Annotated in this window: 5 protein-coding genes; all 5 read right to left on the bottom strand. The window is 55.4% G+C overall.

Going from position 1 to position 24354, the window contains the following annotated elements; genetic code table 11:
* Positions 1 to 79: 79 nt before the first annotated feature.
* Positions 80 to 1003: a PorP/SprF family type IX secretion system membrane protein gene (locus F5984_RS03485; protein WP_152122799.1), complete on the bottom strand. Its 924-nt coding sequence runs from the start codon at positions 1001 to 1003 to the stop codon at positions 80 to 82.
* 173 nt (positions 1004 to 1176) lie between these two features.
* Positions 1177 to 3606 carry a carboxypeptidase regulatory-like domain-containing protein gene (locus F5984_RS03480; protein ID WP_152122797.1) on the bottom strand — a complete coding sequence of 810 codons (2430 nt, stop codon included), beginning with the start codon at positions 3604 to 3606 and terminating at the stop codon, positions 1177 to 1179.
* Positions 3607 to 3801: 195 nt separating this feature from the next.
* On the bottom strand, positions 3802 to 4779 hold the full coding sequence (locus F5984_RS03475) for a PorP/SprF family type IX secretion system membrane protein (protein ID WP_152122795.1): 978 nt from the start codon (positions 4777 to 4779) through the stop codon (positions 3802 to 3804).
* A 5-nt stretch (positions 4780 to 4784) separates the two neighbouring features.
* Entirely contained in the window at positions 4785 to 20078 is a 15294-nt protein-coding gene (locus F5984_RS03470; protein ID WP_185155406.1) for an SdrD B-like domain-containing protein, read from the bottom strand.
* 957 nt (positions 20079 to 21035) lie between these two features.
* On the bottom strand, positions 21036 to 24299 hold the full coding sequence (locus F5984_RS03465; protein ID WP_152122791.1) for a hypothetical protein: 3264 nt from the start codon (positions 24297 to 24299) through the stop codon (positions 21036 to 21038).
* Positions 24300 to 24354: the final 55 nt, after the last annotated feature.

The following is a 24354-nucleotide window of genomic DNA, read 5'->3' as shown; positions in this document are numbered from 1 at the left end:
TGCGCTTTCAACGGTTGACAGGCGTTGGGGCCATTAGACAGCCATCGTGACCCTTACGGACCCACGACGGTCTACAAAGTTAAAATGTAAATCCTTCCAGATTGGGCGTGTACCGAAACAGTAGCTCAACCACGCCCCGTTGAAACGTATTGACCGGGGCTTCGGGCGTTTGGGTATTGTACGTAATGCCGAGCCGGATCGGGTTGGTGAGCTGGTATTCGCCCGAAATTTGCAGATAACTAAGCGGTGTAAAGCCGAGGCTGTTGCGCCGGTACGACAACCCCACCCCTACCTTCTCCCGGTACCAGGCTTTGGCATTGAAATCGGTGCCAAGTGGGCGGCCCTGCGCCTGTGTGACCAGCACCGAGGGGTACAACAACAAGTCTTCGACCGGTTCGAGCTTTGTACCCAGTTGGACAAACAGGGGGCGCGCTGACTTGAACAGAGTTCGGCCCGCCAATTGGTATTCTTTGGCGATAAACTCCGGCATAGAGACCCCACCAAAAAACGTGTCCGACTGGTAATACACCCCAAACCCGACGCTCGGGAACGCTTTATTGACTACGGTGAGCAAATCACCTACAGGCAAAAAACTAACCCCACCCGTAGCCCCAACTGATAGGCTGGCGTCGTTGGGCAGGTTCATCCAGTAAGCCGCACTGGCGTAGATTCCGGTGGTGCTGAACGTGCTCATCCGGTCGTTGAGGGCTTGCAGCCCCAAGCCAATTTTAGCATCGGCCACAGCCCCGTCAATTGCCAAGCTTTGGGTCACGGGCGATGCGCCACCGCCCCGAAAACCCTGCCCCTGCGCCAGATTAAACATCTTCCGGCGAAACATGGCCGTCAGGTGCATGGTTTCGCGGTTGCCGGCATAAGCCGGGTTAATCGCCATCGGATTGAACTGATATTGATAATATAGAACTTCTTTCTGGGCTTTAGCGGGCACGGCCAAAGTACACCCAAGCAAAAGCAGAAACGCAATACGTTGGTAAACGGAAGCCATAGTTGAGGGATGAAACGTCCTGAAAATTCGCCTATACCGGCCAACTTTCCTATTCCTACCGGCAGATTATTCACAAAAACAGCGTGCGTACTGACAGGCTACCGGCCGAAATACAGCGCCCTGACGGGCTACAGATTTGAAACCGAAAGCAAATCAATACGCACGCAACGAGTTTACTTTTTCGCTCCTTCGCTAAACGACAGAATCTTAATTTCTGTCCGACGGTTCTGCTGATGATCCTCTTCAGGGCAGTTTACGCCGTCTTTACACTTGTTTACGAGCAGGCTTTCGCCGTACCCTTTGGCCACCAGTCGGGTTGGCTTAATACCTTTCGACTTCAAATACGCCACGGCCGCTTTAGCCCGGTTGCTCGACAGTGTTTTGTTGTACTGCGCACTCGACCGGCTATCGGTATGCGAGCGCATTTCGATGGTCATGGAAGGGTACTTTTTCATCAACTCAACCAGCTTGTCGAGTTCAGCAGCCGCATCGTTGCGGATGTTAAACTTGTTTAGGTCGTAGTAGATGTTTTCTACCTTGATAACATCGCCTTTCTTAAACATCACCAGATCCGTTGAGCCAACGCCCTCTTTAGTAATCTTGCTGCCCATCGTACCCATGTTGTCCTTCATGGCTTCCAGGGTGTAGTCGCAACCAGCTTTAGTCTCAAAGCTATATGAGCCATCTTCGCCCGTGATTACCTCCTGCGTGGTACCGTCACATTCGTTGCGCAGCACTACTTTCACACCCGCAATGGGCTTCTTGTCTAATTGGGTCGTTACGCGGCCCCGCAGGGTATTTTTGGTCACCACCGGTTCGGCGGGTACAGGCTTAGCGAGCGGAATCTCGAGCCGCGTTGGTTGATCGTCCTGTAATGAGTGGCTTGAGAAACCAATTTTATTGTCCTGATACCCTTCGCTGCTGGCCAGGAACCGAAACTCATTGTCGGGGTCGAGACAAATCCGTACGTTTCCTTCGGCATCTGTTTTCAACTCACGTTTATCACTTGTGTTATCGGCGTCTTCAACCGCCAGTGAGGCATTTGCCAACGGGGCCTTGGACTGCGCATCGACAACTACAACCACCAACTCACGACAGGGAAAGGCGGAGCCCTCGCGCCGGAAACGGTAAATATCATCGTCGGCACCCCCATTTCGGCGGTTGCTGCTGAAGTAGCCTAATTTGCGCTCACCATCCGTCACAAGCCCGAAATCGTCTTTATTCGAGTTGATCGGCTCGCCCATGTTGATAACCGTTTTAGCTTTCAGGCCATCATTCGACATCGGCGCGAAGAAAATATCCAGGTCGGCCAGACCGGCGTGCCCGTCTGACGAGAAGTACAGACTGCCTTTCTCGTCCACAAACGGGAACAGTTCATTCCCTTTGGTGTTCACTTCGGGGCCCAGGTTAACGGGTTTGCCCCAGCGGTCTTTCTCCCAACGCGACACGTAGATGTCGGTTCCACCAAATCCGCCGGGCATATCCGACGCGAAATAGAGCATCTGATCGGGCTCTCCGTTGGTGCCGGGTCCCAGCGAGGGATGGCCCGTTGAGTATTCGTTACTGTTTAACTCTAATTCTTTGGCATCGCCCCATACGCCATTCTTCTGCTCGGCAGCGTACAGTTTGAGTTTGTTGATACCATCCGACGATTCACGGTATTTGCCGTCCGTATAGTTGTTGCGGGTAAAAATCACACGCGAGCCATCCTTACTGAACGTAGCCGGCCCCTCGTGGTATTTGGTATTGAGCGATTGACTAAACCGCGCCGACTCGGTAATGGGCTTATCTTCATACCCCAGCCCCTCGCTCACATTGATACCACCGAAGTGTCCGACCGTTCGCGAATCGTTTGACGTGGGGGGCGTGTACTCGTCGCGGCCCAGTGCCCTTGCGCCCTTGTTTGTCCGTGCGGTTTGGGCTGATTCTTTCGTTCCGCCCACACTGGCTGTTTTCACTGCCTTTACGCTTTTCCGCTCCGGCATGTAGTATAAATCCAGAAAAGGCGTTTCGTTCCAGCTGAAAACCCGCTTCATTAGCTTGTTATCATTCCCCTGCGATGACACAAACACAAAGCCATCTTTGTAGAGCATGGGACTAAACTCCGCCTTGTTCGTATTGATGTTGAGAAACTCAACCTTGTAGCTACCCGCATTTCGCGACAGTACAGTAACGTCGCGGTAAAGTTTTGAGAAGGTAGGTCCGCGCGAGTCGTCTTTCTGGACAGCATTGTATTTCTCATAGGCTTCCTGAGCCTCACGATACTTACCATTGCTGGCCAGAGCCTGCGCATAGTACAGATAGCACTGTGCATACTCGGTGGGTAATTCGCCATCGGCGATCAGCTCCCGATACACACGCTCGGCCGACTGCGTATCGCGCACCTGCCGGTAGCTGTAGGCCAGCTTGGCGCGGGCCGCGCGTACGTCGGCTTTCGATACGACTGTGTTGGTTTGCAGGGCCTGCTCATACAGATCAGCCGCTTTGGAATACGCCAGCATATCGAACTGGCGGTCGGCTTGTTTGACAATTGACTGCGACATAGCCGGGGTAGCCAGCAGTCCCAGCCACAGCCAGAGGGCGTGTTTAGAGGTACGTAACATACACTTTAGGTGTTGGGAGTCGGTATACCGAACCGTCGGGCAACAAAAAAGGTATATTCTCAACAGTGCCTTTGGGGCATCTATGAAGAATATACCTCTGATTAAGCAAAAACAACGCCAAAATCAGCTGTTGTACGTTTCTTATAAAACGAATGGGGCTTCCGTTACCAGAAGCCCCATTCGAAGTAAAAACTGTTAGAAGTAGCGCGGAGTCAGAATCTTGCTCTTACCGAAACCAAATTCGTAGCGGAGCATCAATTCGTGCGAGCTTGGGGCGACCTGACCCAGGCGGCTCACCGTGCGGTCGTACGCGTAACCTAACCGGAACTGATCGCTCATTTGCAGCTCAACCATACCGACAACGGCATCGTTGGTGTAATCTGTGAACGAATAGAACTGGTTTTTACGGAGCGATACACCCAGTGCCACGCGGTCGTTGATCCAGAGGTTTACGTTACCGTCGAAACCCAGCGGAGCGCCCTCAGCGTACTTCACCAGCATCGATGGCTTCAGCTTGAGCACCTGGCTCAGCCCCACCACGAAACCGGCCGCTGCGTAGGCGTGCCGACGGACAACCGCCCGGTTGATACCCGAATCATAGTCGCTCAGGCGGTTTTTGATCAGGCGCGGCACCGAAACGCTCAGGTACGAGCGGTCGTTGCTGAGGTAGATCCCCGTACCGAAGTTAGGCAGCATCTTGTTGATGTTCTGCGCAAACGCCGGGTCGGCCGACACACCCGCCGGTACCAGCTGCACCTCAGTGAGCCGGGCGGTCAGGTTGGTAACGCCCCCTTGCAGGCCCAGGGCCAGCGTAGTCCGGTTTCCCATCTTGATCCGGAAGGCGTATGAAGCCATCGCCCCCGTTTCGTTGAAGAGACCGATTCGGTCGTTATACACCTGCAAACCAACGCCAACCCGTTCGCGGTTCAGGGGCATATCGATCGTGAAGGTTCCGGTTTGCGGTGCCCCTTCCAGACCAACCCACTGGCTACGGTACAGTGCCGTTGCGCTCAGAACATCGCGGCTCCCCGCATACGCTGGGTTCAACGCCAGCATGTTAAACATGTACTGGGAGAACTGCTTGTCCTGCTGCGCCCAGGCCCGGCTGCCGCCGGCCCAGGAGGCCAGCAGCAGCACGACTGCCCAAAGTTTAGTTGAAAACTTGTTAGACATCGGTATTAGCGGTTAATCGTCATGTAACGTACGTAAGTCCGGCCGTTCTCGAGTTTCACACGGTAGAAGTACGTGCCATCTGGCAAACCGGTGTTTCCACCCGTACGGATTCCTGTGTTCGACGTACCATCCCAATCGTTTTTGTAGTCGTCATTCTTGTAGACTACGTGGCCCCAGCGGTTGAACACTTCGAGTGATACCGTCTGGTTCTGCGCGCCCCGGATCACGAACACGTCGTTGATGTTATCACCGTTCGGCGAGAAGCCTTCTGGGATAAAGATCGCCGAGTCGGTTACACGGAGTGAGAGCGGAGTAGCCTCGCCTTCCATCGAGTCGGTCGGGTTCCGATTACCGTTGACGTCAGGGTTGAGGCCATTCGTCGAGATATCCGTTACCGTCATCGTGTTCGAGAGTGCGCTGGCGTAAGCCGTGTTGAGGAACGTAGTGGTCAAACCATTCGACCGCACATTCACCACAAACCGCAGGGTATCCGTCCGACCGGCACCGAGGGTGCTGCTTTCCGGAAGTACCAGGCGCACATCCGAATCACCGTTGAACGCTGGGTTCGGCTTGAGTCCACTTGTTGCTGATACAATTGGCGTGCCAATTACTCTAAACGAAGCGCCGGTTTGCTCATTAAATACTTTAGAGAGCGTATCGGTGATCGTCACGTTCGTCAGCGTTACGGTACCGAAGTTTCTCACAACGGCTTCGTACACCACATCGTAGCTACCATCTTCCTTCAGCAGGGTGTCTTTCACAGCGAGGGCGATACCGATAAACGAGCGGTTCGGTACGCTGTTCAGGATCACCGGCGTCGGCGTATTGCTGGTGCGTGGATCGAGCGTGTTCATCGGATCGGGGTTTGCACCGGCCGTCGATGTATCAGCTACCATCTCACCAGCCTGCGTACGGGCTGTAGCCACCGCTGAGTTGTAGAACGTCAGCGAGTCAGCATTCTTCACGTTCACCCGGACTACAAAGTTCAGGCTGCGGCTAGTGCCCTTGGGCAGTGTGCTCAGGGTATCAACCAGCATCTTCGTCATCAGACCCTGACCGGTGTAGAGCGAGTCTACGGCCAGTCCAGCGTCGGCCGTTGGCCGAATCCGGTTGCTCAGGATCAGAGCGCCCCGGTTGAAGGTGTTCGCGAGGTTATCAACTACCTGTACTTTGGTCAGGTCTGCCGTACCAAGGTTCGACAGCTTGATGGTGTACGGCACATCGAATACGCCCTCTTCAACCATTACCGGCGTACCTACCGACTTAGCCACACCCAGGAGGGCGTCGGGCAGATCGAAGCGTACCGGCGTTTTGAGTTCGCCAGCCGGAGCCGGGTTCACACCGTTGTTCGAGAGGTCAGTTACCGTCAGGGTCGTGCTGGCTATGGTAGCCGAGCCAATCACCTGTGAGTAGAACGGACCATTATTGCCATTCGGCGTGACGTTGATCGTGATCATCACCGAATCCATTTCGCCTACCGCCAGCTTGCTGTCGGGGAGAATCAGATTCACGTTGGTGCTACCGTTGAAGCCTGTGTTGGCGAGCAGGTTGCTGCCGGAGCGGGTAGTTGGACCACTCACCACAGAGAATGTTGCCGGAGCAAACGACTTAGCCAGGCTATCGGTGAGCGAAACGTTCACGAGTTCTTTCTCGCCGAAGTTCTTCACCGTTACCTTGTACGTCACGTTGTACGAGTTGTCGGGCTGCTTCACTGTCGATACCGCGGCCAGGGCTACACCAATCGGTGTAACAGGCGTGGTTGGCAGGTTCTGCAACGTGAACACCGTCGCACTGGCGTTGTTGTTCGGGTTGCCGTCTCCATCCGGATCAGCGTCCGCACCGTCAACCGAAGCATCTTCCGTAATCATTCCGTTGGCCATTGCCGAAGCCATTGCCGTGTTCGAGAACGTACGGTTCGAGTTGTTCGGATCGATCTTCACCTTCGCACTCACGAAGAAGTAGGTCGTTGCCGATGCTTTCAGAGTGCCTTTACCGTCGAACACTTTCGAGTCACCCGTGCGGAAGGCCGGGTTAAACGTCAGGTTGAAGTTGTTAGCATCTGTAGTCGCTACGGATACATCCTGGATCGTGTGCGTTCCGAAGACCGCTTTCAGATCATCCGTCACCTGTACATTGGTCAGGTCCGAATCACCGTAGTTGCGCAGGCGGAACGCGTACTCTACTTCGAAAGTACTATCGGTCAGCATTTTCTGGCTCACCAGCGATTTCGCCAGACCAATCATACCCGGACGAACGGCTGAGGTATCGGCTACCGTCGCGCTCGACTTGTTGTTGGCCAAGTTCGGATCGGTCTGATCTGCGTAGGTGATCTCAGCCGTGTTCACGATAGCCCCTTTCTGCGTAGCCCGTGCCTGGATGGTGAGGGTCTGCGTAGCGTTGGCCGCCAGCACACCGTACCACTTCGTTACGGCACCATTGCTTACGTTGTAGTCGCCTGGCAGCAGCTCCAGACCTGTCGGAATTACGTCACGTACTGTAACGTTGGTTGCCGCTTTAGGTCCTTTGTTTTCTACCGTGATCGTGTACGTTACTACCTCACCCCGGTTCAGTGCCGACTTGCTGGCCACTTTCGTGATCGCGAGGTCAGCCCGGTTGGTATCAGCAGCGCAGTTGAACGTCTTCACTTCGATAGCGGCTGGGGCACTTACGCAACCAGCAGCGTTCGTCTTGAATGCGTAGTAGGTACCATCGGTAACGGCATCGGGACGCATTACCAGACCAGAGGTTACAAGCGGGCCGGTCCGGAAGGCGTAGCTTACACCCGCGGTTGCCGTTTCGCTCAGCGCCGTAGTCAGGTCGACCGTCGTAGCCGGGCAGATGTTACGCTTGTTGGTAACCAGCGGAGCAGGCAGTTGCGTGCCTACCGTTACGGATACCGACTCCGACATCAGCGAGCTACAGCCAGCCGCGTCGAACACCTGCACACTGTACACACCGCTTTGTTTTACAACAATGCGGTTGGTCGTGGCCTTGTTGCTCCAGAGGTAGCTGCTGCCGGCCGAAGCCTGCAGCACTACCGAGTCACCGTAGCAGAGGTTCGTAGAGCCCAGCACCGCGATGGTCGGAACCTCTTTCACCCCTTCAATCGTCAGCACCATGGCGTCGGTGGCGGGCACACAGGTAGAGTTACCTGTGCGCACCGTCATCGTCAGCGTTACCTTACCCGCCTGTACATCGGCCAGTGACGGCGTGTACGTGGGGGCTGCGGAGAACGGATCGCTAAACTTACCAGTACCATTGCTGGTCCACTGGATAGCGATACCGTTTCCGGTTGCTTTACCATTCAGTTTGTACGTCTTAGCCGCACAAATCTTATCGTCACGACCCGCGTCGGCAGTCAGCGGATTCTCAGCGCATGGGATCTGCTGGCCTTCGCAAGCTACGATACCCACGTTGATCACTGAGCCGAGGCTGTAGCAGCCCGCAGTCGTTTTCTCAAATGCGTAGTAGACACCTGACGTGCTCACCGCACCTGGGTTGGCTACGCGAGTAGCCGCGCTCGGTGTTGCGCTGGTGTAGAATTCGAACACACCACCTTGAGTTGATGCAGTCGAAACAACACCCTGAGCCAGATTCACCGAAGTGAACGGACACGCGTTGGTCAGATCCTTCGTGGTCGGCGGTACTACTTTGCCACCTACTGAGATCGTCACTGGGTTCGAAGCTGCGCTCTTACAGTTGTTCGAGGTGCAGCACTGAGCCGTGTAAACCACGTTGCGTGCCGGTGTTACCGTGATCGAGTTGCCAACCTGCTCGTTTGACCAGATCGCGTAGGCACCAGCCGGGCAACCCGTTGCTACCAGTGTGATTGGTGAGCCGAAGCAGATCGATGCGCTCGTTACCGTCGTCGTACCCGAAGTCTGGATGCTGATCGTCGGTGCGTTTGGTCCACCTACCGTGATGGTGCATGACGGAGACCAGTCGCTTACGCAGGCACCCCGGATACACTTCACGCGGTACACATGGTCGGTTGCTGTCGGTGTTACCACGATTGAGGCACCCTTCATACCATTCGACCACTCGTACTGACCACCGGTGCAACCCGTTGCTTCGAGCGTTGTTTGCTCACCGGCGCAGATGACCGGCTTGTTGCAGGTTACAACTGGCGGCTGTGGCACAACCACTTCCGTATCGAAGCTATGCGACTCCTTGCTTGTGCAACCGTTGATCGTGCAGGTAGCCATGAGCCATACTGTCTGAACAACTGGTGCAACAACGATGGTCTGACCTGTCATACCGTTCGACCAGGTAACCGTACCGTTTTCGCAACCGCTGGCCGTGTAGGTCACCGAAGCACCCGCACATACCGTTGTCGACGAACCGTTGATTACCGGCGGAGCTACCACTTGTACAGCAACCGGAGCACCGGCCGCATCGAGCGATGCGCAGATACGGTTCTGAGCAATCAGGCTCAGTACTTCAGCTGCCTTCGTCACACCCGGCCGTACAACCGACAGATCGAGGAAGTTAGGCGTACCTGAAGTTGCGTTGTACACCAGGGTGTGTACGCGGTAGTTGGCGTTTTCAGAAGCCACTGTGAAGCTTGGCGTTGGGCTCGTAGCCTGGATAACCAGATCCGTGCCTTTCGTCAGAACATACAGGGTTGAATAACCAGCCGGTACCACCTGATTACCGTTCGGCGTAGCAGCTACTACTACCGAGTTAGCCGTTCCGGCACATACCGTACCCGACTGAGCAGTAAGCGTACCTGCCGATGCTGCGCAAGTCTGGCTCGTTACGATCGTGATCGTGTTCGACGGATCGCTCAGACACTGACGGTACTTGCAGAAGGCCTGGTAGCTCTGCGTACCCGATGCTGATACGACGATCGACGTTGTCGTTGCGTTGTTCGACCACAGTACAGAGCCGGCCGGGCAAGATGCCGTCAGCGTTACGCTCGTGCCGGGCTGAACCGCCGTAGCAGATGCCGTAATCGTCGGTGCCGTCGGTTTCACTACCGTGATCGAGTACACTGGCGAGCTGGCGCTTACGCAGGCTCCGTTCTGGCAAGTTACTGAGTAACCCGTGGTTACCGTTGGGCTCACCGTGATGCTGGTTGTGGTTTGACCCGTGCTCCAGCGTGGTGTGCCTGCGCAATTCACTACTTCCAGTATCACCGACTCACCTGGGCAGATCACTGACTCGCTGCATACCACCGTCGGGGTTGGCATCGGCGTGATCGTGACGCGGATGGTGTTCGAGCGTGGCGTACCACAAGCCGAACCTTCGCGGCATACTGCATAGAATTCATTCATTTGAGCCATTGGCGTCACCGAGATGATGTTGCCGATCTGACCCGTTGACCAAACTACCGTACCGCTGGTGCAGCCCGTAGCCGTCAGAGAGATAGGCTCATTACCACAAGTGGTCGTCTTCGAAGCGGCAATGGTCGGCGGAGTACCGTTGTTGGTGTTCACCGTTACCATTTCACCGTTCGAGCTGGCGCTGCGGCACGTACCGATCTGGCAAGATGCCGAGTAGGTCGTGGTCGTGGTTGGCATCACTACGATGCTTGAACCTGTAGCGCCATTGCTCCAGACAATCGTACCAGCGGCACATCCATCGGCTACGAGCGTTACGCTCTCACCTGAGCAGATGATTGGCTTGCTTGGGCGACGAACAATCGGAGCCGTTGGGTTCACGATCTGGATCGTGGCCGGTGCCGAAGGCTCGCTCAGACACTCGCGTACTTTGCAGACGGCGAAGTAGCTGATGTTCGTTGTCGGGTTCACCACGATGCTGTTGCCCGTGCGCTGGTTGCTCCACTGGATAGTTCCGTTGGCACAACCTGAAGCGGTCAGCGTTACGCTGCCACCGGCGCAGACTGATGCACTTGATAACGTTACCGTTGGTACGGCTGGTGCAACAATCTGGATCGTGTAGTTATCCGACTTCGGACTGCGGCAAGCACCGTTGGTGCAGGTTACGAAGTAGGTGTTGTTACCTACCGTCGGCTGTACCGTGATTGACGCTCCGGTCTGACCCGTGCTCCAGAGTGGCGTACCGAGGCAGTTCTGTACCGTCAGCTCGAGCGATTCGCCTGGGCAAACCACTGATGTGCTGCAGATAACCGTTGGCTTCGGCAGGTCGCCACCCAGTTCGATTACTTTCTGTGCTTCTGGGCTGAGGCAGTTAGCGATGCGGCAGTTAGCCGTGATCGTAGTCCGCTCGTTGATGACCGTTGAGATCACTGAGCCCGTTGCTCCTGTACTCCACAGTACGGTACCACCTTCGCAGCCTACGGCCGTCAGGCTAACTGTACCACCGGCACATACGGTACCTGCGCTGGCCAGAATCGTCGGTGCAGTTGGGTTGTTCACCGTCACTGTGAGCGGATTCGAAGCCGAGCTGCGGCAGCTACCTACTACGCAGGTTGCGGTGTAGGTCGTCGTAGTGGTCGGGCGTACCGTGATCGATGCTCCGGTCTGACCGTTCGACCAGATCACGTTTCCGCTGCACTGGTTCGCGATGAGCGTTGTAGCCTCACCCACACAGATTTGCGTCAGAGCGCAGACAATGTGCGGTGGCTGTACGTTGCACTGGATAACCGGGATGGTTACCGTTGCCGTGTTGTTTTGCAGTTTGGTCTGATCGTCGTTCGTACCGGTGATAACCGCCGTGGCCGAGATTGGGCCCGAGCCAGTGATTACTACTTCAACGAACAGGTTGCGGCACTCGCCAACAGCCATGTTTCCAATCGACCATGAGCCCGTTGCTGGATTATAGGTACCTACCGATGGGCTGGCGCTTACGTACGATACGGAGGTCGGCAGCGGGAAGTTCACCACTGCGTTCTGACCCGTTACCGGTCCGTTGTTGCAAGCCGTCACGACGTACGTTACCGTCTGGCCCACGCTGTATGAACCACCTGGCGTCAGCGTTGCCGACACAGCCAGATCAGCCTTGCACTGACCTACTACTACGGTCAGGGCAGTACGGGTTCCGCTTACGCAACCTTCTTCGGTTACAGCTTCAGCATAGTATACCGACGTTGCCGTTGGCGTGATCGTCAGTTTACCCGCGCTGGCCGTCTGACCCAGGAAGTTATTCTGAGCGTCGTACCAGTTGATACGGGCGCCCTGTGCCGAGAAGCCGATCAGCTTCGTGCTTTGTCCCTGGCAAACCAGCGTGTCGTCGCAGGCAACGCCAACCGGTGCATCCGGCCGCTCGTTGATGTCGATTACGATGTTGGTTGAAGCCGGCAGACAAACTCCTGCTCCGTCTGGATCGTTCGTCCGGGCTGAGATAGTCACCAGACCGTTGTCAGCATCCATTGCCGACGGGGTGTAGGTGGCGCTCAGACCAGCCGTTACCAGCGTACCCGATCCAGTGGTTGTCCAGCTTACGCTGCTGGCACCGCCACCGATCGTTGCGATCAGAACCACTTTCTCACCTTCACAGATTGAGCGACCCGGTCCGAGAGCGATGGTCGGCGGGTTCGGGCATTCGCACGATACGCCTTCAACCGTCAGGATTGATGGGTTGCTGTAGCATCCGTTCAGTGACCGCTCGAACAGGTAGTACTTGCCTGGGCCTACGGCGGTCAGGTTCGTTACCAGTGTCGAGGTCATCGGATCAATACCCGTGCGCCATTCGAATACATTCGTACCCGTTGTGGTGCTTGAGTATACCTTCGTCAGGTTCACCGTACCACCGCTGGTACATACCGTGAGCCGCTCTGGGCAGGTCGGGGTCGGTGGTTTGCGCGTTACCTCGATGGCAAACGGTGTGCGTGCTGTTGGGCAGGCCGTGTTGGTCGTGCTCACGATTTCAGCATAGTACACAGTCGTTGTCGTTGGGCTCACCGTAAACGATGCGCCGTTGGCAACTGTGCCGAGGAGGCCATTTGAGCCATTTGGCGTCAGGTACCAGTTGATACCTGCAGCACCTGGAGACGAAGCGGTCAGCGTAACCACACCGCCTTCGCAGATGGTGGTGCTGCTTGCTACAACTACGGGTGCAATTGGCGTACTTGGGCAAGCTGGGATCAGACCGGCGTCAACCGTGTTGTTCACCTGACCGGCGGTCAAGCTAATCACACCCGTTGCACCCAGTTGACCTGTCAGACTGCTCACGTTCGAGTCTGTGGCGGTGTTCGTACCGGCCAATGGAGCCGTAAACGTTGAACCAACCGGAGCCGTGAAGACCACATAGTAGTTACCCGGCATCAGACCCGTGAAGCTATAGAGACCCGAAACATTGGTTGAGGTCGTTGCTACAGGGTTGGGGTTACCTGGTTGATAGAGCGTCACAACAACGTTCGGCACACCCGGCTCGCCCGGATCCTGCTGACCATTGCCATTCGTATCACTCCACACAAAGTCACCCAACGAAGCTGGCAGCGGAGTCAGACCGGCGTCAACCGTGTTGTTCACCTGACCGGCAGTCAAGCTAATCACACCCGTTGAGCCCAGCAGACCCGTCGTGCTGGCTACGTCACTATCCGTTGCATCAGAACCCGTATTCGGGGTTGCAAATGTTAATCCTTGCGGAGCCGTGAAGACCACGTAGTAGTCGCCCGGCGTCAGGCCCGTGAAGCTGTATGCACCCGTGGCCGTCGTGGTGGCACTGCCGACTGGCGTCGAGGTACCTGGCTGGTAGAGTGTTACTACAACACCCTGTACGCCCGGTTCGCCCGGATCCTGAACTCCGTTACGGTTTGTGTCTAACCATACAAAGTCACCCAACGAAGCGGGCAGCGGAATGATACCCGCGTCTACCGTCAGGTTCTGCTCACCCGCGCTCAGACTGTATACGCCCGTCGAACCGCTCTGACCCGTGAAGCTCTGCGCATCACTGTCCGTTACGTCTGAACCCACGTTCGCCGTCGTGAAAGTGAATCCACCCGGAGCCGTGAAGACCACGTAGTAATCACCCGCATCCAGGTTGGTGAACAGATACGTGCCCGAGGCCGAGGTCACCTGCGTCGCCAGCGGAGCTGCACTCAGGCTGCTGTAAAGCGTCACCGTTACGTTCGATACGCCCGTCTCGGTGGGGTCCTGCTGACCATTCTTGTTGGCGTCAAACCACACGTAGTTACCCAACGAAGCCTTCAGCGGAATCAAACCCGCGTCGATGGTCGGGTTGTTCTCCCCTGCCGTCAGGCTGACGATACCCGTCGAGCCCAGCAGACCCGTCATACTGGCCACATCACTGTCGGTCAGATCCGAGCCCGTGTTGGCCGTTGTAAAGGTGGTGCCCTGCGGAGCCGTGAAGACTACGTAGTAGCTACCCGCCGTCAAGCCCGTGAAGCTGTAGAAACCAGACGTATTGGTCGTCGTACTACCTACTGGCGTACCCGTTGCGGTGAAGAGCTGTACCGCTACATTAGGTACACCTGTCTCACCCGCATCCTGCTGGCCGTTGCCGTTGCTGTCGATCCAGACGTAGTCGCCCAGCGAAGCCAGCAGCGGTACCAGACCGGCGTCAACCGTCGGGTTGTTCTCACCAGCGGTCAAACTAATTACACCAGTCGAACCTAACAAACCGGTCGTACTGGCAACATCACTGTCTGTTGCATCCGAGCCTGTATTTGGCGTCGTGAACGTAGAACCCTGTGGAGCCGTGAAGACCACGTAGTAGTCGCCCGGCGTCAGGCCCGTGAAGCTGTATGCACCCGTGGCCGTCGTGGTGGCACTGCCGACTGGCGTCGAGGTACCTGGCTGATAGAGTGTTACTACAACACCCTGTACGCCCGGTTCACCCGGATCCTGCTGGCCGTTGCCATTCGTATCACTCCATACAAAGTCACCCAATGAGGCTGGCAGCGGAATGATACCCGCGTCTACCGTCAGGTTCTGCTCACCCGCGCTCAGGCTGTACACACCCGTCGAGCCGCTCTGACCCGTGAAGCTCTGCGCATCACTGTCGGTCACATCAGACCCTACATTCGCCGTCGTGAAGGTGAATCCACCCGGAGCCGTGAAGACCACGTAGTAGTCACCCGCATCCAGGTTGGTGAACAGATACGTGCCCGAAGCCGAGGTCACCTGCGTCGCCAGCGGAGCTGCGCTCAGGCTGCTGTACAAGGTCACCGTTACGTTCGAGACGCCCGTCTCGGTGGGGTCCTGCTGACCATTCTTGTTGGCATCAAACCACACGTAGTTGCCCAACGAAGCCTTCAGCGGAATCAGACCCGCGTCGATGGTCGGGTTGTTCTCCCCTGCCGTCAGGCTCACGATACCCGTCGAGCCCAGCAGACCCGTCATACTGGCCACATCACTGTCGGTCAGATCCGAGCCCGTGTTGGCCGTCGTAAAGGTGGTGCCCTGCGGTGCCGTGAAGACGACGTAGTAGCTACCTGCCGTCAGACCCGTGAAGCTGTAAAGACCAGATGTGTTGGTGGTCGTGCTGGCAACCGGTGTGCCGGCGGCCGTGAAGAGCTGCACCGTTACATTAGGTACACCTGTCTCACCCGCATCCTGCTGGCCGTTGCCGTTGCTGTCAATCCAGACGTAGTCGCCCAGCGAAGCCAGCAGCGGTACCAGACCGGCGTCAACCGTATTATTCACCTGACCAGCGGTCAAGCTCACGATACCCGTTGACCCTAACAGACCCGTCGTGCTGGCAACATCGCTATCCGTCAGATCCGAGCCTGTATTTGGCGTCGTGAACGTAGAACCCTGTGGAGCCGTAAAGACCACGTAGTAGTCACCCGGCGTCAGGCCCGTGAAGCTGTATGCACCCGTGGCCGTCGTGGTGGCACTGCCGACTGGCGTCGAGGTGCCTGGCTGATAGAGTGTTACTACAACACCCTGTACGCCCGGCTCACCCGGATCCTGCTGGCCGTTGCCATTCGTATCACTCCATACAAAGTCACCCAACGAAGCGGGCAGCGGAATGATACCCGCATCTACCGTCAGGTTCTGCTCACCCGCGCTCAGACTGTACACACCCGTCGAACCGCTCTGACCCGTGAAGCTCTGCGCATCACTGTCCGTTACGTCTGAACCCACGTTCGCCGTCGTGAAGGTGAACCCGCCCGGGGCCGTGAAGACCACGTAGTAATCACCCGCATCCAGGTTGGTGAACAGATACGTGCCCGAGGCCGAGGTCACCTGCGTCGCCAGCGGAGCTGCACTCAGGCTGCTGTAAAGCGTCACCGTTACGTTCGATACGCCCGTCTCGGTGGGGTCCTGCTGACCATTCTTGTTGGCGTCAAACCACACGTAGTTACCCAACGAAGCCTTCAGCGGAATCAAACCCGCGTCGATGGTCGGGTTGTTCTCCCCTGCCGTCAGGCTGACGATACCCGTCGAGCCCAGCAGACCCGTCATACTGGCCACATCACTGTCGGTCAGATCCGAGCCCGTGTTGGCCGTTGTAAAGGTGGTGCCCTGCGGAGCCGTGAAGACTACGTAGTAGCTACCCGCCGTCAAGCCCGTGAAGCTGTAGAAACCAGACGTATTGGTCGTCGTACTACCTACTGGCGTACCCGTTGCGGTGAAGAGCTGTACCGCTACATTAGGTACACCTGTCTCACCCGCATCCTGCTGGCCGTTGCCGTTGCTGTCGATCCAGACGTAGTCGCCCAGCGAAGCCAGCAGCGGTACCAGACCGGCGTCAACCGTCGGGTTGTTCTCACCAGCGGTCAAACTAATTACACCAGTCGAACCTAACAAACCGGTCGTACTGGCAACATCACTGTCTGTTGCATCCGAGCCTGTATTTGGCGTCGTGAACGTAGAACCCTGTGGAGCCGTGAAGACCACGTAGTAGTCGCCCGGCGTCAGGCCCGTGAAGCTGTATGCACCCGTGGCCGTCGTGGTGGCACTGCCGACTGGCGTCGAGGTACCTGGCTGATAGAGTGTTACTACAACACCCTGTACGCCCGGTTCACCCGGATCCTGCTGGCCGTTGCCATTCGTATCACTCCATACAAAGTCACCCAATGAGGCTGGCAGCGGAATGATACCCGCGTCTACCGTCAGGTTCTGCTCACCCGCGCTCAGGCTGTACACACCCGTCGAGCCGCTCTGACCCGTGAAGCTCTGCGCATCACTGTCGGTCACATCAGACCCTACATTCGCCGTCGTGAAGGTGAATCCACCCGGAGCCGTGAAGACCACGTAGTAGTCACCCGCATCCAGGTTGGTGAACAGATACGTGCCCGAAGCCGAGGTCACCTGCGTCGCCAGCGGAGCTGCGCTCAGGCTGCTGTACAAGGTCACCGTTACGTTCGAGACGCCCGTCTCGGTGGGGTCCTGCTGACCATTCTTGTTGGCGTCAAACCACACGTAGTTACCCAACGAAGCCTTCAGCGGAATCAAACCCGCGTCGATGGTCGGGTTGTTCTCGCCCGCCGTCAGGCTGACGATACCCGTCGAGCCCAGCAGACCCGTCGTGCTGGCCACATCACTGTCGGTCAGGTCAGAGCCCGTGTTGGCTGTCGTAAAGGTGGTGCCCTGCGGGGCTGCGAAGACCACGTAGTAGTCTCCGGCGGTGAGGCCCGTGAAGCTGTAGAAACCAGACGTGTTAGTCGTCGTGCTGCCTACCGGTGTGGGGTTACCCGGCTGGTAGAGCGTCACAACCACATTGGCGACCGGCGGTTCAACACCGGCTGGGCCTTGCTGACCATCGCCGTTGCTGTCGATCCAGACGTAGTCGCCCAGCGAAGCCAGCAGCGGTACCAGACCCGCGTCAACCGTCGGGTTGTTTTGTCCAGCTACTAATGTATACGTACCAGTACGTCCAATCAGACCACTCAGGCTCTCGATATCGCTATCCAGATTGTCGGTGGTTGCATTAGAAGTCGTAAACGTTGTTCCTTGCGGAGCCGTGAATGTTACATAGTATTCACCGGCTGGCAAATTTGTAAAGGCATACAGACCCGATGCAGACGTTACCGTGGTTGAAACGACGGTTCCGCTAATCGCATCATATAATGTCACCTCTACACCAGGGTAGCCCGGCTCACCCGGATCCTGAACTCCGTTACGGTTTGTGTCTAACCATACAAAGTCACCCAATGAGGCTGGCAGCGGAATGATACCCGCGTCTACCGTCAGGTTCTGCTCGCCTGCGCTCAGGCTGTACACACCCGTCGAGCCGCTCTGACCCGTGAAGCTCTGCGCATCACTGTCGGTCACATCAGACCCTACGTTCGCCGTCGTGAAGGTAAATCCACCCGGAGCCGTGAAGACCACGTAGTAATCACCCGCATCCAGGTTGGTAAACAGATACGTGCCCGAAGCCGAGGTCACCTGCGTCGCCAGCGGAGCTGCGCTCAGGCTGCTGTACAAGGTCACCGTTACATTCGAGACGCCCGTCTCGGTGGGGTCCTGCTGACCATTCTTGTTGGCGTCAAACCACACATAGTTACCCAACGAAGCCTTCAGCGGGATCAGACCCGCGTCGATGGTCGGGTTGTTCTCCCCTGCTGTCAGGCTGACGATACCCGCCGAGCCCAGCAGACCCGTCGTGCTGGCCACATCGCTGTCGGTCAGATCCGAGCCCGTGTTGGCTGTCGTAAAGGTGGTGCCCTGCGGAGCCGTGAAGACTACGTAGTAGCTACCTGCAGTCAGACCCGTGAAGCTGTAAAGACCAGATGTGTTGGTGGTCGTGCTGGCAACCGGTGTGCCGGCGGCCGTGAAGAGCTGCACCGTTACATTAGGTACACCCGTCTCACCCGCATCCTGCTGGCCGTTGCCGTTGCTGTCGATCCAGACGTAGTCGCCCAGCGAAGCCAGCAGCGGTACCAGACCCGCGTCAATCGTCGGGTTGTTCTCACCAGCGGTCAAACTAATTACACCCGTCGAGCCTAACAGACCTGTCGTGCTGGCGATATCGCTATCGGTCAGGTCAGAGCCTGTGTTCGAGGTGGTGAAGGTCGTTCCTTGGGGAGCCGTAAAGACCACGTAGTAGTCACCCGGCGTCAGGCCTGTGAAGCTGTAAGCACCCGTGGCTGTCGTGGTGGCACTGCCGACTGGCGTCGAGGTGCCTGGCTGGTAGAGTGTTACTACAACACCCTGTACGCCCGGTTCACCCGGATCCTGTTGGCCGTTGCCATTCGTATCGCTCCACACAAAATCACCCAACGAAGCAGGAAGTGGCAACAAGCCGGCATCAACCGTCAGATTGCTCTCTCCACCTACGAGGGTGTACGTTTGTGTTCTTCCTATTAATACATCTGCGTCGCTATCAACAGCATCGGCCCCGGTTCCACTGATCGGTGAGGTCGAGTTAGCCGTCGTAAACGTAAAGTTCGCGGGGGGAGTAAACACTACGTAGTACTCACCCGGAACCAGATTAGCAAACAAGTACGAACCATTGGCATCGGTAACTGTAGTAGATACCGCGCTGGTGCTACCCGGCTGGAACAACTGAACCGTTACACCAGCAACGGGCGGTTCCAGATTAGTGGGCCCCTGCTGACCGTCGCGGTTGTTGTCGAGCCAAACATAATTACCCAGACTCGCAAGCGGGCCGGGTTCCACAATAATATCACAACAGTTACCAGCCTGGCAACCGCTGAGCGATGCTACTAACGAATAAACACCTACACTTTTAATGAGCAGGTTTCCGTTGGCATCAACCGAAGCCAAATCGCTTGAAACGGCAGCAGTGCCAACTTCGGCACCATTCCGGAAGAAACGAACGCCCGAGAAACTCGCCGGAGCCGAAACTTCGTACTCATCACCAGCATAGAAAAGAAGAGGAATCGAGAAGCAGACATTATCGATGTCATCTTCCAGATAGCTTCCATTATTCGGAACGGAGTCTACATCCGACTGATCCGCTCCAATTACCTCAGCTGTTGTAAAGGCAACGCCCCGCTCCAGCGATGTCGCCGAAATGAGGACGGTAGCCGTGGTGTTGCCGGGCAACGATGCGATGGTCCAGTCACCGGTTGCAGCACTGAAGCTGGAAGCCCCTGTTGAAGCGGTGAATGAGTTGACCGTGATATACCCGGCGGGGATAGTGACTTTGACGCGCACATTGGATGCCGTCACAGTCGAACTATTGGCCACAGCGATGGTATACGTCAGCGGGCTGCCCACCTGAGGAGCAGCATTGCTGATGGAGGCAGAGACCGAGAGATCAACATTCCCGGACGGTGCTTGTGCGGAAGCGCCCAGCGAGGATAAAAGCCCAAACGACAACATCAATGCGCTCAAAAAAGCCCATTGCGTTGTGGTCTGCTTTCGTAGCTGAACAATCTTCGCTGGCAAGGGCACCTGCCCATCCCGATGGCTCCACCACCGGACAGCTCGCCGATCAGCACTCATGCCTAAGCCCTGGCAACAAACCAGCCAGCAGCTTTGGATAAGGTTGACCATGTTTCTTAGTAAAGGTTGCCCATTCATTAGAAAACTCTGTAAATAAAGTTGGATACGCAATTGACTATCAGGTGGGTGAGAGTTTGAATCGGGGGGGTCAACCCGCATCCCGAAGGCATACCGGCTGAACGCAGATGAAGCTCGGCGAAACCCTGAATACCAGTGCGAGGGTTCACCCTGAGTACCGGGGTGAGGAGAGGCTTTTGCAAGCCAGGCTCGCCCAACGAAGGGTATCTTTTCGATGAGTTGAGCAACCATGAGAATCCACTGGCTGAGCTGCCCCATTTGCTGGATGGCTCGCTGCCGTGTACGCTGGTTGCGCTTACGATCCGGAAACGTTTGGGTAGAGTTGACGTTCATCTGCAACTTAATTTGGGTAGGAATAGTGGTTAGCGTTTGAGCAATAGTATGAATGCACCAATTTGTTCATCATTCCATGAATACTCATTACTAGCCAATAAGCCCTTTTTACTACCTCTGAAGTATCTAAAACTATGCCAAAACACATACCCTTAATTTCAAAATCAGCCCATTAATTGCAATCATCTGAATTACAAACAATTAAGCCTTTATTCATGACACGATTTATTCAGGCTTTCATGCCGTACCTAACCTAAAAATCCGTACTTAGTATCCACCTGCATAGGCCCCGGTTTAGCTAAAACTGTGCCAAAGGAGACCCATATATGATCGCTTAGGTATAGGTTGAGGCAATTGAGTATACCAAATCTCCTGTTGGACGGGAGACCCATAAGCGAAGTAACAGGAATAGGGAGAGAGAATATGCCGAAGGCAAGTAAGTTACCTGTTCTATACTTTACCGTACTTTTAACAAGTAGACAAATATAGAAACCATGCGCTACAAAATACCATAAAAGTGCCATTTTCAGCACAAAACAAAGCCCCCTGACAGCATTTTAGCTATCAGGGGGCTGGCCCTAAACCGGCTATTTATACTTAAAAATCGTAGCCTAATGTGAGGTAAGCAACAGGCTTATTTACTACGTTATTTTCGAGTCCCCAGCCGTAATCAAACTTCACATAATACCCAAACAGCATTGTCCGTACACCCGCCCCATAGCCGATAAGGAACGGGTTTTTGAAGTTTGTGACCACTGCCCCAAATGGTGGTAACGTACCATTTGGCTGCGGATTGAAACCAATTAACTCCGTATTCAGGTTGTTTTGACGGTTGAATGGTCCCCTACCCGACCAGGCAGTACCTATATCAGAGAACGCTACCAATTGCAGATTGCGCAGGAAGTTTGACGTAATATTACCCCGATAGATATACTTTACGAGAGGTATCCGCAACTCGGCATTCAACAGCATGTGGCTATTGCCAGTAAGTTTACCCTGACGAAATCCGCGTAGATTAGTGGCAAAGTCGAGGAAGAATACATCCCGGTAATCGTCGCGGTTTTGGCTGTACTGATTAGGCACCAACAAGGGGTTTGTTGCAATCTGCTCCTGCTGACCACCGATCCAGTTTTCCATACCACCCAAGGTACTCTGCTTAGGTGCAGGCCCGCCCGATTGGCTCACCGAAAGGCGTAAAGCCAGCATCAAATCACGGTGTAGTTTCTGATATCGCCGAAAATCGAGAGTGATCCGACGGAAACTTTCCGACGCCGACCGGATGCCAGTGTAGTTCTCAAACCGCAACTTAGCCCGCGTTCCCTCAATCATATTCATCCCGTTAACCTTGCTGTCGTCATACACAAACTCGGCCCGCAAACCAGCATAGTCCGATGTCCGATCGGCCTCGGCAATGTTCAGTAACTCAATCCGGCGGGTCAGTGTGTAGAAGGGCGAAAGTGTAAATCGGCTCGTTACTGAAATAGGGTACGAGGCCGAGAAAGCAACTCGGTTAAAGCGGTATTTTTGACTAAGTAAACCATTGTCGAAGAACAACGTTTGCCGATCGACCCGCACCCCATAATCAATACGATTGGTCAGGTTCTGGTACTCAGCAAACAAGTCGCTGTTCCGAAGATTCGTTGTAATGAACAGACCAGCCTTGATGATATGGTTCTCCAGAAGGTCGTTCATGGTGACGTTTTGCGAGAATCCAAAGCCCCGGATTGGATCAATACGCCAAGCCGAAGTGGCATCGCTGGCAATGAACAGACCCCGATAATCAAATGGCCCCCGAATAGTAATATTCTCACGTCGGCGACTCCGGGGCATAGGGGCCGACGTACTCGTAGCCAGTCCCGCACTCCGACGCTGACGGTATTCGGCGGCTTTCAGCACTTCCGGGTCAAACTGGTAATTGTCGGTATCGACCTCACCCGGCTCAAGCGCTAAACGTCCGGCGACAGCCGTAGTTGATACTGCCGGTGCCGTTGCTTTAGCCGTGGTGTCACCGGGAGCAGCGGGAGTAGGTTCAGGTGCTTTAGGAGCAACGGCAGGAATCAAACCCAAGGCAACGTTTCGTTGTGTGGGTGCCAGCCGCAGGGCCGTGTTAAGTGGCAGCTGGGAACGAAAACCAATATTTAACTCGCTATTGCGCAGGAAACTGTACACGAACCCACCATTGGCCGGAATCAGGTCATACTGACGAATACTGTTCGGAAAGGCCGTAATGGGCACCACTGTCGACGCCGTTACGCTATCCCCTACCGAGAGCCGATATAGGTTTTGAATACCGTTGGCCGATCCTAAATAATAAATGGTGTTCTCACTAACCGCAATCGGCCGGACAGCGTTTGCGAGCGTATCGGTAAGCCTCCGCACCGAAGTAGCGCGTGATCCACCTTCGTGATAAAATAGCGAAAACCGGTCTTTAATAGTACGGTACGATCCTTTGTCGGCCCCCAGCGTATCAAGGGTTCGGTTGGAAGCAAACACAATCCGGCTGGTACCCCGACCCACAAAAACCGGATTCAGGTCATCATACAGGTCATTGGTTAATTGAGCATACGAGCCCCGACTGATGTTGTACACAAAGAGGTCGTTCTGTCCCCGCCGGTCGGCGCTAAGAACCAGACTTCCGCCATCATCCGACGCATCAACACCTACAATTTGCGTGAGGCCATTAATTACCCGCCGAAACCGGAGCTTAGGCCGCTTGTCGAGGTTTGTGTACACGTACAAATACGAGCGTCCATTCTCATCCGTAATCGCTACCAGATCGTTATTTCGTTGCCAGGCCAGTAAGGGCGTGCTGGTAAACGTAGCGTGACCATCGAGCCGGTACCCTCCTTGCAGCACCGAGAATCGTTTCTTTGTCGCCACGTTGTACACTTCAACACTGAACTTCCCATCATCGACCGACGAAAAGGCAAACATCTGTTTATCAGGACTTAACTTTAGATCGTTCAGGTTTTGCTCCCGGCCAGTGCCTTTCAGGCGCAGGGTTACGTCATTACTCCCAGCGCCGTCGGCCGGTACGGCTTTGGCCATGTTGAGATAATACTCGCGCCATTCGCGAATGAACCGGCTGTAAGGCACCCCGAGTGTGCTCTGAATACTGCTCTGTTCGTTACGAATAATCCGAGTCAGGTTCAGAATATTCGAAATATTGTCCCGGCCATATTTCTGAGCAATGTAATTCCAGATCGACTGCCCAATGCGTTCGGCATCACGGCCTTGCAGTAAACTGGGCTTGCGAATGGTGCGGTTCAGCGACACATCGCGCATGTAATCATCGAGGTCAATACTATATCCCTCAGCGATATACGCAGCAATACCCGGCATGAACCAGTCGGGCAACGTAAGCAAAAGGGAGCTTTGTAACGCATCTTTCAGGCTACCGCCGTAGAGCATGTCGTACACAAAAAGCATCGAAACATCGTGGATGAGCCGTTTCCGAAAGCTCACCTGATCGCCAGTAAAGGCAATTTCGACCCGCGATTTGGCCAGATCGAGCTCCCGGCTATCCAGTTCACCCACCAGATTAATACCGATGTTGCTCTGCGCCAATTCCTGGGGCGAATTATACAGGAAAATCTTGATGCGGTTGTACGGCGTGTAGCCCAACAGTTCAGTAATACGGTCGAACTCCGATTCCGCATACTGCGCTGTCAGGTTGGCCAGTTGGTTACCGTCCTGATAAAAGTAAATCTCGAAGTTGGCCGTCCGGACAATCTTCCAATTGAAGTTCCGGTACTGAATTCGGTTTTTCCCGAACTGTTCGAGAGACGGGTAGTTCTGGGCGGTAGCACCGGCTATTATTCCGGCCCAGAGGAACAACAAAATGATGTATTGCTTACGCATAAACTACTGGCTGAACCGCGAAAAAAGAAGCACTCACGAGTCGAACAATCTGCAC

Source organism: Rudanella paleaurantiibacter (assembly GCF_009184635.1).
In the GTDB taxonomy this organism is placed as follows: Bacteria; Bacteroidota; Bacteroidia; order Cytophagales; family Spirosomataceae; genus Rudanella; species Rudanella paleaurantiibacter.
This window is presented reverse-complemented; position numbering and strand designations above follow the sequence as displayed.